We start from the raw sequence: 13,325 nt of genomic DNA, 5'->3' as shown, positions 1-13,325 counted from the left end.
GAGGAATTTTATTATGAAACAGAATTCCAGGCCGCGGACAACGGCCATGCGGCTGCTGTTCAGGTATATTTTATATGGAATTGTATTTGCGGCGCCAGGAATCCTTCTGGGACTGCATGTAATGGAAGAGACAGGTTATGGATACCGGGCGATTCTTTTCAGTGGTATCTTGCTGGAGGTATTTGTTTTTACAGCATATTTGCTTTTTGGATACCGGAACATTTACAAGATGCACTGTCAGATCAATGCTGCCCTTCGGAAGGTCTCTGAAGTTTCGGAGGGTATAGAAGGAGAGAGCGATGTGGACAGGATATGCAGGACCGTGGTAAGACTGAACGGATATACAAATAAGAAGAATACACAAAAAATGCTGGTGAAGCAGGCGGAGCTGAATGCCCTCCAGAATCAGATCAATCCTCACTTTTTGTATAATACCTTGGAGTGTATACGAGGAAAAGCTATGGTGCAGGGGGTGGAACAGATCGCTAATATGACAGAAGCACTTTCCGCATTTTTCCGCTACAGCATCAGCATCCAGGAGAATCTTGTGACCCTGGAGCAGGAGCTTCAAAATACGAAGAATTACTTCTTGATTCAAGAGTACCGGTTTGGGAACCGATTTCGTCTACAGATATTTTGGGAGGAGGAATCGGAAGGGGGAGAATATCTGATGCCGAAGATGACCCTGCAGCCCATAGTGGAAAACGCGATCTTTCATGGACTGGAGAAAAGTGTTTCAGAAGGAGCCGTAACGATACGCGTGACGGCGACGGAAAAAAGGCTGATACTGGCAGTCCAGGACAATGGGGTCGGAATTCCCGGACCGGCGCTTAAAGAGATTCGGGAATCTTTGAATGGTCTTAAGAAAGACCGAGGAGAGGAAGGAATGCACAGCGGAATTGCTTTATCCAATATAAACGAAAGAATCCATCTCCATTTTGGATTCCGGTATGGTATATCCATCAACAGCGAAGAAGGATTGGGAACAGAGATCACGATCACGCTGCCGGCGGTAAAAAAAACGGCCGGCAGCGCGGGAGACAGACGGCAGAGGGAAGAGACGCTCGGGAGGGACGGCTATGAGGCGGGAGCTTTTGCGGATGGAGCATATCACGAAAACGCAATCTGATATCAAAATGCTGGATGATCTGACATTGAATGTTTACGGCGGGGAGATATTAGGGGTATTAGGACTGTCGGGTTCGGGAAAGACGCTGGTTTCCCGGATTTTGGCCGGCAAAGATATTTCGTTTTCCGGCGACGTTTACCTTCAGGAAGAACCGGTAGAGGATTTCACATCGTTTGCATGGAGGAAAGGGATTTTCTGTATCTTATCCGTGGACGGACTGGTGCCGGAGCTCTCCATAGCGGAGAATATTTTTGTGATGCAGCCGGACGGGAGGCCGTATGAACGCGTCCGGACAAAAAAGATCTGCAGGGAATCTCAGAAGATACTGGAATTTCTGCGCCTGGGGCACTTAAATCCACGGATTCCGGCTAAGAACCTTTCCCGATATGAGCAGTGTATGATACAGGTGGCAAGGGCTTTGGTCGCAAAAGCGGAGCTGATCGTCATGGATACTATTTTTGAAGCCATGTCCCGTGAAGAACAGATAAAGCTGGAGCAGTCCATTTTTATGCTGCGGGATATCGGCATCGGATTTCTGATCACAAGCCGTTTCGGAGAATATCTGGTTCCGGTATCGGACCGGATAGCCGTACTTCGGGGCGGGCATAATGTGAGGACCTTTTATCGGGAGGAGTTTTCCCAGGAGCGTCTTCTGCGTGTCATGCTTGGGTTTCGCCATATTGATACAGGCAATATGAAAGCGAGATCAGGACAAAAGGAGGTACTGAGGTTTGAGAACACAGCACTTTATGGGCTGGAGGGATTTTCCCTTACCATTAAGGAAGGAGAGGCCGTCGGACTGTGGGAACTTCAAAATGTGAGGAACATGGCGTTATGCACGCTTTTGCTGGGAGAACAAAGGGAATACGGAGGAAAGATCTATTTGAAAGGAGAACCGTTCGTCCCTGGAGATATTCCCGGCGCAGTCAAAAAAGGGATCGGAGTCATCCGGAACGACCCGCTTAAGATGGGGCTGGTCCCTTCCATGACGGCGGCTGACAACCTCCTTTTTCCCGCGGTCAGAAAGATTGCAGGCGGAATATTAAATAGAGGCATATACAAATTCATCAAATCAGAACATTCCGGCCTGCTGGAGGCCGACATCATCAGGACTAAGACGGAAGAGATGGATATTTATGACCAATACAGAATCCTGATGGAAAAGTGGGCTTTGGACCGGCCGGCTGTTCTTCTCTGTATCAATCCCTGTATTACCAGCGATGTGGTGAGCAATCATATTATTTTTGAATATATGAACCGGATGAGGAAGAACGGGAGCGGGATACTGACCGCATCCTCCAATCTGAATTATATGATGACCGTATGCAGCCGGATCGTCGTGTTTTTCGGGGAATCCTCCTGGCTTGAATTTTCCAGAGATGAGTTCGGCCTGATTGACAGCGTATTAGAATCCTTTCATTGAATCGGTTTTCTGGAATATAACGTTCTTGTAAAGCGTGGGTAATGATGTTATAATATACACCAGCATATTTCGGACACTGGACATGACCGGAGTAGTTGAAGGAGAGTTCTATGAAAAACGATATGAAACTGAAAGGGCGGCTTCAGGGATTCTTGAACTGGCCATTATATATGGGAGTTCTGGTCATGATCATGACTGTTACGGCCTATGCTTTCAGCATAAAGGCGGGACTTATCTGCACGGTTCCGGCTGTGGTCTACTGCGGTATCTCCCTGTGGTTCTATTTTGTGAAGCGCCCCATGATCATGCGGGAGCTTTTGCTTTTCGCCGTGGACCACGCGCAGATTCAAAAGCAGCTGCTGGCGGATCTGGACGTACCTTATGCTCTGCTGGATGAGCAGGGGAAGATCCTGTGGATCAACAATGCCTTTGGCGAGATCATCCGAAAGGATAAGAGCTGGCATAAAAAGATTGCGGATCTGTTCCCGGACGCGGGAATACAGCCTATTTCTCCCCTTGAGGAGGAGATGATCTATGACGTCTCCTATGAGAACCGGTATTATAGACTTCATCTGAAGAATATTTATATGACGGAGGATACTTCACCGGAAGAAGAGGATGGGTTTAAGGTAGGACTGATCGCGGCATACCTGTTTGATGAGACGGAAAAGATTCAGTTCAAGCAGGAGATTGAAAATCAAAAGCTGGTGGCCGGCCTTATCTATCTCGACAATTACGACGAGGCGCTTGAGAGCATCGAGGAGGTCCGCCGTTCGCTGCTCATCGCCCTCATAGACCGGAAAATCAACAAATACATCAACAGTATGGGCGGCATCGTGAAGAAGATTGAAAAGGACAAATATTTTGTCATCATAAAGAACCAGTATATGGAAAACCTGAAATCTGCCAGATTCTCCCTGCTGGAGGATGTGAAGACCGTCAATATCGGCAATGATATGGCAGTGACGCTGAGTATCGGCCTCGGGATGGGCGGAGGAAGCTATATCCAGAATTATGAGTATGCCAGGACCGCCATCGACATGGCCCTTGGCCGGGGAGGCGACCAGGCGGTTGTCAAGGACGGTGAGACCATAAATTATTATGGCGGGAAATCTCAGCCTCAGGAAAAGAATACCCGTGTGAAGGCACGCGTGAAAGCCCACGCTCTCAGAGAACTGATCGAGACCAGGGAGCAGGTGTTCATCATGGGACACAAGATAGGCGATGTGGATTCCCTGGGCGCAGGCATCGGCATTTACCGGGCGTGCAATGAGCTTAACAAAAAGGCTCATATCGTGCTGGATGACATCACTTCGTCGGTCCGCCCCATCCTGGAGAGGTTTATCAATAATCCCGATTATCCGGAGGATCTGTTTATCAAGGGTGACAAAGCCATTGAACAGGCCGATGACAATTCTCTTCTGGTCGTCGTGGATGTGAACAGGACTAATTTTACAGAGTGTTCTCCTCTTTTGGATATTATCCCTACCATTGTGGTATTGGATCATCACAGACAGACGAGGGAGAGCATCACCAATGCGGTCCTTTCCTATGTGGAGCCCTATGCTTCCTCCACTTGTGAGATGGTCGCGGAGGTCCTTCAGTATATCGGAGATAATGTGAGGATCCGGCAGGCAGAAGCAGACGCCATGTATGCGGGAATCGTGATCGATACCAATAATTTCATGAACAAGACCGGAGTCAGGACCTTTGAGGCCGCCGCTTTCCTGCGTAGGAACGGTGCTGATGTGACAAGGGTTCGGAAAATGTTCCGCGACAGTATGCAGGATTACAAGGCAAAGGCAGAGGCAGTCCGTCATGCTGAGGTGTTTGAAGAGGCGTTTGCCATAAGCATCTGTCCAGGAGACAATATTGAGAGCCCTACGATCATCGGTGCTCAGGCGGCTAACGAACTCCTGGACATTGTCGGCATCAAGGCGTCGGTGGTGCTCACAGAATTTCAGGACAAAATCTATCTCAGTGCCCGTTCCATTGACGAGGTGAATGTCCAGATTATCATGGAAAAGCTGGGGGGAGGCGGTCATATGAGTGTGGCGGGAGCGCAGCTTACAGACTGCACTATGGAGCAGGCGGTGGAAAAAGTAAAAGCGACCATCAAACAAATGCTGGATGAAGGAGAGTTATAAATGGAAGTAGTATTAATGGAAGATGTAAAGGCTCTTGGAAAAAAGGGCCAGATCGTAAAGGTGAACGACGGATATGCGAGAAACTATATCCTGCCGAAAAAACTTGGCGTGGAAGCGACTGCAAAGAATCTGAATGATCTGAAGCTGAAGCAGGCCCACGATGAGAAAATGGCCCAGGAGCAGCTGGAGGCGGCCAGAGCGTTTGCGGCCAGGCTGGAAAGCTGTACCGTGGAGCTGGCGGTGAAGTCCGGCGAGGGAGGGAAGGTGTTCGGTTCCGTTTCTTCAAAAGAGATCGTGGCCGCGGCTAAGGAGCAGCTTGATATGGAGCTGGATAAGAAAAAGATCCAGATTCAAGAGCCCATCAAGACATTAGGGACTCATGAGATATTGATCAGACTTCACAAGGATGTGACGGCGAAGCTTAAAGTACATGTGACGGAAAAATAAAGTCGGATGGATTTACGGCAAGGAGGATTCTATGGACGAGGCGCTGATAAAGCGGATACTGCCTCACAGCATTGAGGCGGAGCAGTCGGTAATAGGGTCTATGCTCATGGACAGAGACGCCATCATCACGGCGACGGAGACCATCCGGAGCGATGATTTCTATGACAGACGGTATGGCGTCATGTTTGAAGCCATGGTGGAATTATATACAGAGGGGAAACCGGTAGATCTGGTCACTCTCCAGGACCGCCTGCGGGAAAAAGACGTGCCGCCGGAAATCAGCAGCCTGGAGTTCGTGCGCGATCTGATCACGGCTGTACCCACTTCGGCCAACGTCCGTCAGTACGCCCGTATTGTTTATGAAAAAGCGGTTCTCAGGCGGCTGATACGGGTGAATGAAGAGATTGCCAATGAATGCTACGGCGGAAAAGAACAGCTGGACGTCATTCTGGAGGAAACGGAGAAAAAGGTTTTTGACCTGCTGAAGGACCGGGGAGGCGGAGACTTCACTCCCATCAAGCAGATTGCTCTGAACACATTGGAGAAGATTGAAAAGGCGTCTCAGAATAAAAGCGCCATCACCGGTATCCCTACTGGATTCACGGACCTGGATTATAAATTATCCGGTCTTCAGCCGTCGGATCTGGTCCTGGTGGCGGCCCGGCCGTCCATGGGAAAGACCGCCTTTGTGCTGAACATTGCTCAGCATGTGGCACTGAGAAAGAATTATACGACTGCGATCTTCAGCCTGGAAATGTCAAAGGAACAGCTGATGAACCGTCTGTTTTCCATGGAATCCAGAGTGGATTCCCAGGCTCTCCGGACAGGAAATCTTTCGGATACTGATTGGGACAAGCTGGTGGAAAGCGTCGGCGTGATCGGGAATTCCAAGCTGATCATTGACGATACGCCGGGTATTACCGTATCGGAAATGCGTTCCAAATGCAGAAAATTCAAGCTGGAGTTTGGCCTGGATTTGATCATCATTGACTACCTGCAGCTGATGTCAGGCGGAAAACGGGCTTCGGACAACCGGCAGCAGGAAATCTCTGAGATTTCCCGTTCGCTGAAAGCCCTGGCCAGAGAGGTGGGAGCCCCTGTCATCGCCTTGTCTCAGCTGTCCCGCGCGGTGGAGAGCAGGACAGACAAGCGCCCGATGCTTTCGGATCTCCGTGAATCGGGAGCGATCGAGCAGGATGCCGACGTGGTAATGTTCATTTACCGGGATGACTACTATAACAAGGATACGGAAAATCCAAATATCGCGGAAATCATCATAGCTAAGCAGAGAAACGGCCCCACGGGGACAGTGAATCTGGTATGGCTGCCGGATTATACGAAATTTGTTAATATGGAAAAATAGCATGGAATACGGAGAAAGATATGGCAAAGGCGGTATGGAAGCCCGGGAATTTTATATATCCGGTGCCGGCAGTTCTGGTCAGCTGTCAGGATGAGGAAGGAAAGCAGAACCTGTTCACGGCGGCGTGGACCGGGACCGTCTGCACCAATCCTCCCATGGCTTACGTTTCTGTGAGGCCGGAGCGCTATTCCTATCACATGCTGCGGGAAACGGGAGCGTTTGTGATAAATCTGACGACAGAACCCATGGCGGGAGCAGTGGATTACTGCGGAGTAAAGAGCGGACGGGATGTGGACAAGTGGAAAGAGACCGGGCTCACGCCCGCCGCCGCTTCTGTGGTCAAAGCGCCCATGATTCTGGAATGTCCCGTAAACGTGGAGTGTAAGGTGACAGAGGTTAAGGAGCTGGGGTCTCATCATATGTTTCTGGCTGAGGTGAAAGCCATTCAGGTTGACGAAGGATATCTGGATGAGAAGGGGAAGTTCTGGCTTCAGAAAGCGAAGCCTCTGGCCTATTCTCACGGCACATATTATGGTCTGTCGGAGGCGTTGGGCACGTTTGGCTACAGTATTCGAAAAAATACGACAAAGCGGGCTGAAAATAAGAAAAAATTCAAGGGAAAAACGGTTTAAAGCCGTTGCAAATCAGCATAGTTTTGATATAATGGGCTTATTCGAACCGAAAGGAGTTTCATGAGAATTGGCCCATTACTTGATTTCTGAAGCCTCACGCAGATTAAATGTGGAGGCTCATGTGTTACGATATTGGGAGGAAGAGTTAAAGCTTGAGATACCGAGGAACGAGTTAGGTCATCGTTATTATACGGAGAAGCAGCTCGCGCTGTTTCAGAGGATAAAGGAATTAAAAGAACTTGGATACCAGCTAAAGGCTATCAGAACTAGTCTGAACCAAGAGGAAGGACTTGAACTGAATGCGGATGAGGCTGGATTTTTATTGGAAGAAGACAGAGAGCATCCGGTAAAAGTCTCTGCAGGAGCCCCGGAAGAAAAGACGGAACATGCCAGCTTGGATGACATGGATCAAGAGGGCGCCGGCACGGAGGAGATACATAGCCGCCAGAAGGACAAGCCCGCGGAGGCACGCTTTAAGGTGCTGGACGGGGAAGGCCATGGGAAAGCTTCTGAGAACGGCGGGACAGATGCCGGGATCAAGATGGACAAGCAGGATGAGCAAAGCGGCACAGAGCTGTCCGTATCTGAAAGCAGTGTACAGAGCGGCCTGACCGCGTCCCCGGAAAAGATGGAGCAGTTTCAGGCAATCATGACAGATGTGCTGACGGAAGCGCTCCGCCGGAACAATTCCAGCTTCTCAGATGCTGTGAGCGGCCAGGTTTCAGAAAAAGTGGTCAAAGAAATGAATTTTCTGATGCGGGATCGGGAAGAGCGGGAGGAAGAAAGATATCGGAAGCTGGATGAGACCATCCGGGCCTGCCAGAGAGTCCAGAAGCAGAAGAATGAGGCGGCGGCCACTAAAGTGCCCGTCCGGAAGCTGAAAAAAAGAAGGTTTGGCAGAAGAAAAGAGAAATAAAAGAAGGCCCTTAACGCAAAGGTGTCGAAAGACTGCCGGTGCGGAAGGGCCTCTTTTTATGCTGCGGAATGCAGCTTATTTTACTTCATTTCCTTTGTTGATATTTCCTTTTTCATAAGAATCCGCATTGGACAGGGTAGTCGCAGCGATGGCCTCCAGCGCCTCCTCTGTGAAAAATCCCTGATGGGAGGTGATGATCACGTTGGGGAAAGAGAGGAGCCGGGCGGTGGTGGAGTGCTCCAGTATCTCGTCCGAACGGTCTTCGAAAACGTTCCGCGTTTCTTCTTCATAGACATCCAGTCCGACGCCGAAAAATTTGCGTGCACGGATGCCGATGATCAGATCGTCTGTTTTGATGAGGCCGCCTCTGGAGGTATTGATCAGAATCACCCCGTCTTTCATCTTGGCGATGGTGTCCTTGTTGATCAGATGATAAGTATTATCCATCAAAGGGCAGTGGAGGGAAACCAGGTCACTGGAAGCCAGCAGCTCATCCAGGTCCACATAAGTTACAAAGTCCAGGTCCGGGTTCTGATAAACGTCATAGGCGATCACCTTCATTCCGAAGCCGCGGCAGATCTTGGCCATGGCCGCGCCAATCTTTCCAGTGCCGATGATGCCGGCGGTTTTCTGGTGGAAGTTAGATCCCATGAGGCCGGCCAGGCTGAAATTGTTTTCACGTACTTTAATATAAGCCTTATGAAGATGCCGATTTACAGCCAGGGCCAAAGCCATTGCGTGCTCGGCGACTGCTTCCGGAGAATAGCCGGGGACTCTCAGAATCGTCATGTCATACTCCTTGGCGGCTTCTAGGTCCACGTTGTTAAAACCGGCGCAGCGCATGAGAAGCAGTCTAACGTGGCAGGCGTTCAGTACATCCAGCGTAGGCTTGCTCAGGTCAGAATTCACAAAGGCGCAGACCGCGTCGTAATCTTTGGCGAGAGCGGCTGTTCGTGGTGACAGATCCGTTTCCAGGTAATCGATTTGAATATCGGGATAATGGACGAGCTGATGCTCAAAGGTCTCTTTGTCATAAATTTTCGTGTCGTAAAATAGAATTTTCATGGTTTGTCCTCCTATGGTTGCCGTGTCTGTAATTCTACGCTACTACTAGTATTATACAAAAAGAACGCCTGTATACAAGAGGGAAAAGAAACAGCCGGCAATAGCCGGCTGGATTCTTTTCATGTACGTATACGCATTTATGTGAATTGATTATTCAGCAGAAATAGCGCCTGTAGGACATACAGCAGCGCAAGAACCGCAATCTACACATTCGTCTGCGTTGATTTCGTATTTGCCGTCGCCTTCTGAAATCGCGGATACGGGACATTCGTCGACGCAGGTGCCGCATGCTACACATTCATCTGAAATTACGTGTGCCATAATGAAATCCTCCTTCTATAGTATGTATTATTTAGTAATACTGCTGACAGTATTGTAATACATGGGACATGGAATTTCAAGTGTTAAATTTAGTGCAATCCGAAAGTTGACGGAACCTCATAGGACATGGAAAGTCCGGGGCTTGAAAAGTACAGGAAAATAGAGTATAATGCCCTTGAATCCGCCGCTTGTGGCGGAAGTATACAAGATTAGGAGGGAACACGGAATGGCTCAGGTGACAAAGGATACGTTAATTGGCGAAGCTCTTCGCATGGACCAGGGGATTGCTCCGGTTTTAATGGGTGCAGGCATGCACTGCATCGGCTGCCCTTCTGCACAGGGAGAGTCTCTGGCGGAGGCTGCAATGGTGCACGGTATTGACGCGGACCAGCTGGTAAATGCAGTAAATGAATATTTAGCGGCGAAAGCCCAGTGATCACGCTGAAAAAGCCCGGACAAAAGTCCGGGCTTTTTTTGCGTTTACGTCATGGAAGGAAACTTTCCGCTGGCTTTTAGAGCGTCTGCAGAATCTGAAGTGCCGTTCCTTTGATGATGATATCATAGTGTTCCTGGAAGTAGGCTTCGGTCGCGTAGGTATTTTTCTTTCTGGTCCCGAATTCCGACAGTGTATTGAGAACACGGACGAATGTCTCTTCCGCATAACCCTGCTGGCTGATGACCAGGAGGTAATCTCTGGAAGAAGGATTCCGGTACAGAGAATTATAACCGTCAAAACTGTCCCCGAGGACATGAGAGGCCAGGGAGACGGACTCCAGAGTGGAGAATCGGAACACGCGCGTCTTGTCTGCCGGTTCGGGTGCGGGAGAACTGGTATCTTCCTCGGCGCTGTCCAGCTTAAGTGCGCCTTCCAGTCCGGGCTCCGATAAATTGTCATCATAATCCGTCTCATCCTCTGCGGAGGACGGGGCAAACTTGGCAAACCTGGTATCCAGTTCTTCCGGATCGTCTACTTTGGTGATGATCAGCATGATGCTGTCTCCGGAAAGAGGAATTGCTTCCACCATGAGCGGGTTGTCTTCCGCCTCAAAGCCAAAATCGTTGAACGCCTGCTGCATCATTTCCCGGAACAGGCGTCTGGCTTTGTCGCTGCCATAGGCCAGCTCGCCCAGATTCAGCTGCCGGTCTGTAAGGTCGCTGCTGTCAAGCGTGCAGCGTATCTGGTTGTCACTGATTTTTTCTATTTTCAAAAGAATCACTTCCTGTCTGTATCAGATTATTAGGGGTCAATATTGTTTGGCTATAGTATAAACAATACGGGCCCGGATGTAAAGTGCTTCTTTCAAGTACATTTTAGGGCAAATGCAAAATCTTATACTTGTATTTCCCCCTGATATATATTATGATTAATGGAAGAAGCGGTCTTTCATTCTATTCATTATGCCCAGTCGGGCAATATATTTCCATTATTATAACAATTAAATAAAGGGAGATTTTCTATGAAAAAGAAAAAGCTGACAAAAGAGGAACGAAAACGATACGATTCCCTTTTAAAACAGATGAAACGTTATGAAAAACGCGGCGTGGAAATCACTTTGTCCGGCGAGGAGCTTCCCCTGGAAGATATTGCCGCGGCCTGTGCGGTGAAAGAACATGGCTGCTATATGGGAGACTACATATGGGACGATAAAGGCGTCCTGTCGGAAATACGTTATGATAAGGTCGGCGGAGATGCCGAAAGCAGGAAATAAACCGCCATTAGGCATATATAACAGCGGCGGGGACGCTGCGTCACTTCTCACACAAATCTTAAGATTCTCTAATTTTTTTCCCACATTCACAGTTCGTCCTTTAAAATATGTTATACTGTAAAAGCAGATGCGGCAGCGCATACTCAATATAAGCAGATCGCAGATGAAAATTTGAGTGACAGAGGTTATAGATATGACAGAATTGCGAAGGACATATAATAGGAAGACGGACAGGACTTCCGGAGGCCGGGAGTATAGAAATGACAGGCCGGTGTACCAGGAAAGGGGCGGGGATTCCTCAGGAAAGAGGAGGAGGCCGAAAGGCTCTCCGGTATTTTATGTATGCCTCTTGCTGGCCCTAGCAGTCTTGGCTGCCGGTGCATTTGTGCTGTTTCGGAAATTCGGACCGGGTACCACCTGGGCGGACTATAAGACTGTTTATGGTATGGGTGCAGACAGTACCGCTGTCTTTCACGGCGGGATACAGACAGAAAGCGCGGCTTTGTCCCGGGATGGGAAGCTTTACCTTCCGGCAGAGGCCGCTGCTGAGACAGACAGCAAATGGTATTTCAGTGATGAGGGACTGCTTCTTTATTCACTGGCGACTGAGACGGTGAGCATCCAGCCGGGGGCCCACACTTATGCTGTGGGAGGACAGACCATCGACATGGGTTATGAGATCTGTTTTACGGAAAATGGAAAAGCATATGTTTCCGTTGATTTTATGGCGGCTTTTACCGGAATCCAGTTATCCAGCTATCCATCTGATGAAAAAAACGGGCTGCCTGCAAGGCTTTATCTGGAGAATGACTGGGGAACTCATTTGAAAGCGGAAGCGGCGGGAAAAACAGCTGTCCGTGTATTGGCCGGAATCAAAAGTCCAATCCTCACGGAGACGGAGAAGGGAAGTACCCTGTATATCATTGATACTGTGGATGACTGGACCAGGGTTCGGACAGAAGACGGATTCGTGGGATATCTGAAGACAAAATACCTGAAGAACCAGGAGGAATACCAGCTGACCTCCAGCGTGACGCTGCCGGAATATACAGCGGTCAAGAATGATAAAAAGATCAGTATGGCCTGGCATCAGGTGTTCAGCGCCGGAGATAACGCTGAGCTTTCGGAATATCTGGAGGGTACGGAAGGGATCACAGTGTTGTCCCCTACCTGGTTTTCTGTGGCAGATAACAGCGGGGCGCTTAATTCTCTGGCTGATGCTTCCTATGTGAGCCAGGCCCATGAACGGGGCATGCAGGTCTGGGGCCTTGTCGACGATTTTGACAGTAATGTGGATGTGCTGACCCTCTTGTCTTCTTCAGCAGCCAGGAGAACAATGACAGATCAGCTGATGAATGCAGTTTCCCAATACGGACTGGACGGGATCAATGTGGACTTTGAGGGCATCAAACAGGACAGCGCTCCTCATTTTCTGCAGTTTATACGAGAGCTTTCCATTGCCTGCAGACAGGCAGGAAAGGTGCTCTCCATAGATAACTATGTGCCTTCTGGAGGACGCAGCTGGTATGACCTGGAGGAGCAGGGACAAGTGGCGGATTATGTAGTCATCATGGGCTATGATGAACACTATAAAGGCTGCTGTTCCGGTACAAATGCTTCCATCGGCTTTTCTGAGCAGGGGATTGTCAATACCCTGAGGTCGGTACCAGCGGAGAAGGTAATAAACGGGCTTCCGTTCTTTATGCGGGTGTGGCAGGAAACGCCGGAGGAGAATGCGCCGGCAGATGCCAAGCTTTATGATGACGGGCTGTCCGTCTATAAGGGACGGTATGCCAGGGATTCAAGAGCTGTGGGAATGGATGAGGCACAGCGGCTGTTATCCGCCCATGGTGTGACGCCGGAATGGAAGGAAGAGCTGGGCCAGTATTATGGTCAGTATGAGGAGGATGGATCTACATGGCGCATCTGGCTGGAAGATGCCAGATCCATAGGACTTAAAATGGAAAAAGTGAAACAATATGGAATCGCCGGAGCGGCTTTCTGGAAACTGGGACTGGAGTCTTTCGATGTGTGGCCGGTAATCGGGCAGTACCTTCAGTGACACCTCGATTCTTAAAAGGAAAGAATGATCAGACTGATTAATATAATGGAATCCCCCGGGCATATAGTATAAGGAACTATTAGCTCGGGGGATTTGACCTTGAAAAAGTGT

At 49.3% G+C, this 13,325-nt stretch carries 13 protein-coding genes; 10 read left to right on the top strand and 3 right to left on the bottom strand.

The features are described from left to right. Nucleotides 1–13: 13 nt before the first annotated feature. The 7 genes from LQE92_RS11220 to LQE92_RS11190 all read left to right on the top strand — a co-directional run bounded on the left by LQE92_RS11220 (nucleotide 14) and on the right by LQE92_RS11190 (nucleotide 8,057). Nucleotides 14–1,129, top strand: coding sequence for a sensor histidine kinase (locus LQE92_RS11220; protein ID WP_231063047.1), 1,116 nt, complete (start codon nucleotides 14–16; stop codon nucleotides 1,127–1,129). After that, entirely contained in the window at nucleotides 1,080–2,552 is a 1,473-nt protein-coding gene (locus LQE92_RS11215) for an ATP-binding cassette domain-containing protein (protein WP_231063046.1), read from the top strand. Before LQE92_RS11220 ends, LQE92_RS11215 begins: the two co-directional genes overlap by 50 nt. 110 nt (nucleotides 2,553–2,662) lie before the next feature. Continuing rightward, nucleotides 2,663–4,699, top strand: a complete 2,037-nt coding sequence (locus tag LQE92_RS11210) for a DHH family phosphoesterase (RefSeq protein ID WP_331001290.1) — start codon at nucleotides 2,663–2,665, stop codon at nucleotides 4,697–4,699. Continuing rightward, the gene (gene rplI, locus LQE92_RS11205; protein WP_231063045.1) at nucleotides 4,700–5,146 is read left to right on the top strand and encodes a 50S ribosomal protein L9; all 447 of its coding nucleotides are present in this window, start codon (nucleotides 4,700–4,702) and stop codon (nucleotides 5,144–5,146) included. A 31-nt stretch (nucleotides 5,147–5,177) separates the two neighbouring features. Beyond that, nucleotides 5,178–6,509: a replicative DNA helicase gene (dnaB, locus tag LQE92_RS11200; RefSeq protein WP_231063044.1), complete on the top strand. Its 1,332-nt coding sequence runs from the start codon at nucleotides 5,178–5,180 to the stop codon at nucleotides 6,507–6,509. Between the two features lie 20 nt (nucleotides 6,510–6,529). Then, nucleotides 6,530–7,141 carry a flavin reductase family protein gene (locus LQE92_RS11195; RefSeq protein WP_231063043.1) on the top strand — a complete coding sequence of 204 codons (612 nt, stop codon included), beginning with the start codon at nucleotides 6,530–6,532 and terminating at the stop codon, nucleotides 7,139–7,141. A 67-nt stretch (nucleotides 7,142–7,208) separates the two neighbouring features. Continuing rightward, nucleotides 7,209–8,057, top strand: a complete 849-nt coding sequence (locus LQE92_RS11190; protein WP_331001289.1) for a helix-turn-helix domain-containing protein — start codon at nucleotides 7,209–7,211, stop codon at nucleotides 8,055–8,057. Between the two features lie 75 nt (nucleotides 8,058–8,132). On the opposite strand, the gene LQE92_RS11185 is transcribed toward LQE92_RS11190, so the two are convergent. Next, nucleotides 8,133–9,122 carry a 2-hydroxyacid dehydrogenase gene (locus LQE92_RS11185; protein WP_231063041.1) on the bottom strand — a complete coding sequence of 330 codons (990 nt, stop codon included), beginning with the start codon at nucleotides 9,120–9,122 and terminating at the stop codon, nucleotides 8,133–8,135. Nucleotides 9,123–9,272: 150 nt separating this feature from the next. Further along, nucleotides 9,273–9,443 carry a DUF362 domain-containing protein gene (locus LQE92_RS11180; protein WP_147595389.1) on the bottom strand — a complete coding sequence of 57 codons (171 nt, stop codon included), beginning with the start codon at nucleotides 9,441–9,443 and terminating at the stop codon, nucleotides 9,273–9,275. Nucleotides 9,444–9,669: 226 nt separating this feature from the next. Between LQE92_RS11180 and LQE92_RS11175 the strand changes: the two genes are divergently transcribed. Further along, entirely contained in the window at nucleotides 9,670–9,879 is a 210-nt protein-coding gene (locus LQE92_RS11175; RefSeq protein ID WP_147595388.1) for a DUF1858 domain-containing protein, read from the top strand. Between the two features lie 76 nt (nucleotides 9,880–9,955). Here LQE92_RS11175 and LQE92_RS11170 read toward each other — a convergent pair whose 3' ends face one another. Next, a complete protein-coding gene (locus LQE92_RS11170) occupies nucleotides 9,956–10,651 on the bottom strand; it encodes an adaptor protein MecA (protein ID WP_231063040.1) in 696 nt (231 codons plus the stop codon). A 249-nt stretch (nucleotides 10,652–10,900) separates the two neighbouring features. Between LQE92_RS11170 and LQE92_RS11165 the strand changes: the two genes are divergently transcribed. Together LQE92_RS11165 and LQE92_RS11160 are read left to right on the top strand one after the other, a co-directional pair. Beyond that, nucleotides 10,901–11,152, top strand: a complete 252-nt coding sequence (locus LQE92_RS11165) for a hypothetical protein (protein ID WP_231063039.1) — start codon at nucleotides 10,901–10,903, stop codon at nucleotides 11,150–11,152. A 193-nt stretch (nucleotides 11,153–11,345) separates the two neighbouring features. Continuing rightward, on the top strand, nucleotides 11,346–13,214 hold the full coding sequence (locus LQE92_RS11160) for a glycosyl hydrolase family 18 protein (protein ID WP_231063038.1): 1,869 nt from the start codon (nucleotides 11,346–11,348) through the stop codon (nucleotides 13,212–13,214). The last annotated feature ends 111 nt before the right edge of the window (nucleotides 13,215–13,325 follow it).

The sequence above is a fragment of the Lientehia hominis genome (assembly GCF_021044755.1).
GTDB classification, from domain to species: Bacteria; Bacillota; Clostridia; order Lachnospirales; family Lachnospiraceae; genus Lientehia; species Lientehia hominis.
This window is presented reverse-complemented; position numbering and strand designations above follow the sequence as displayed.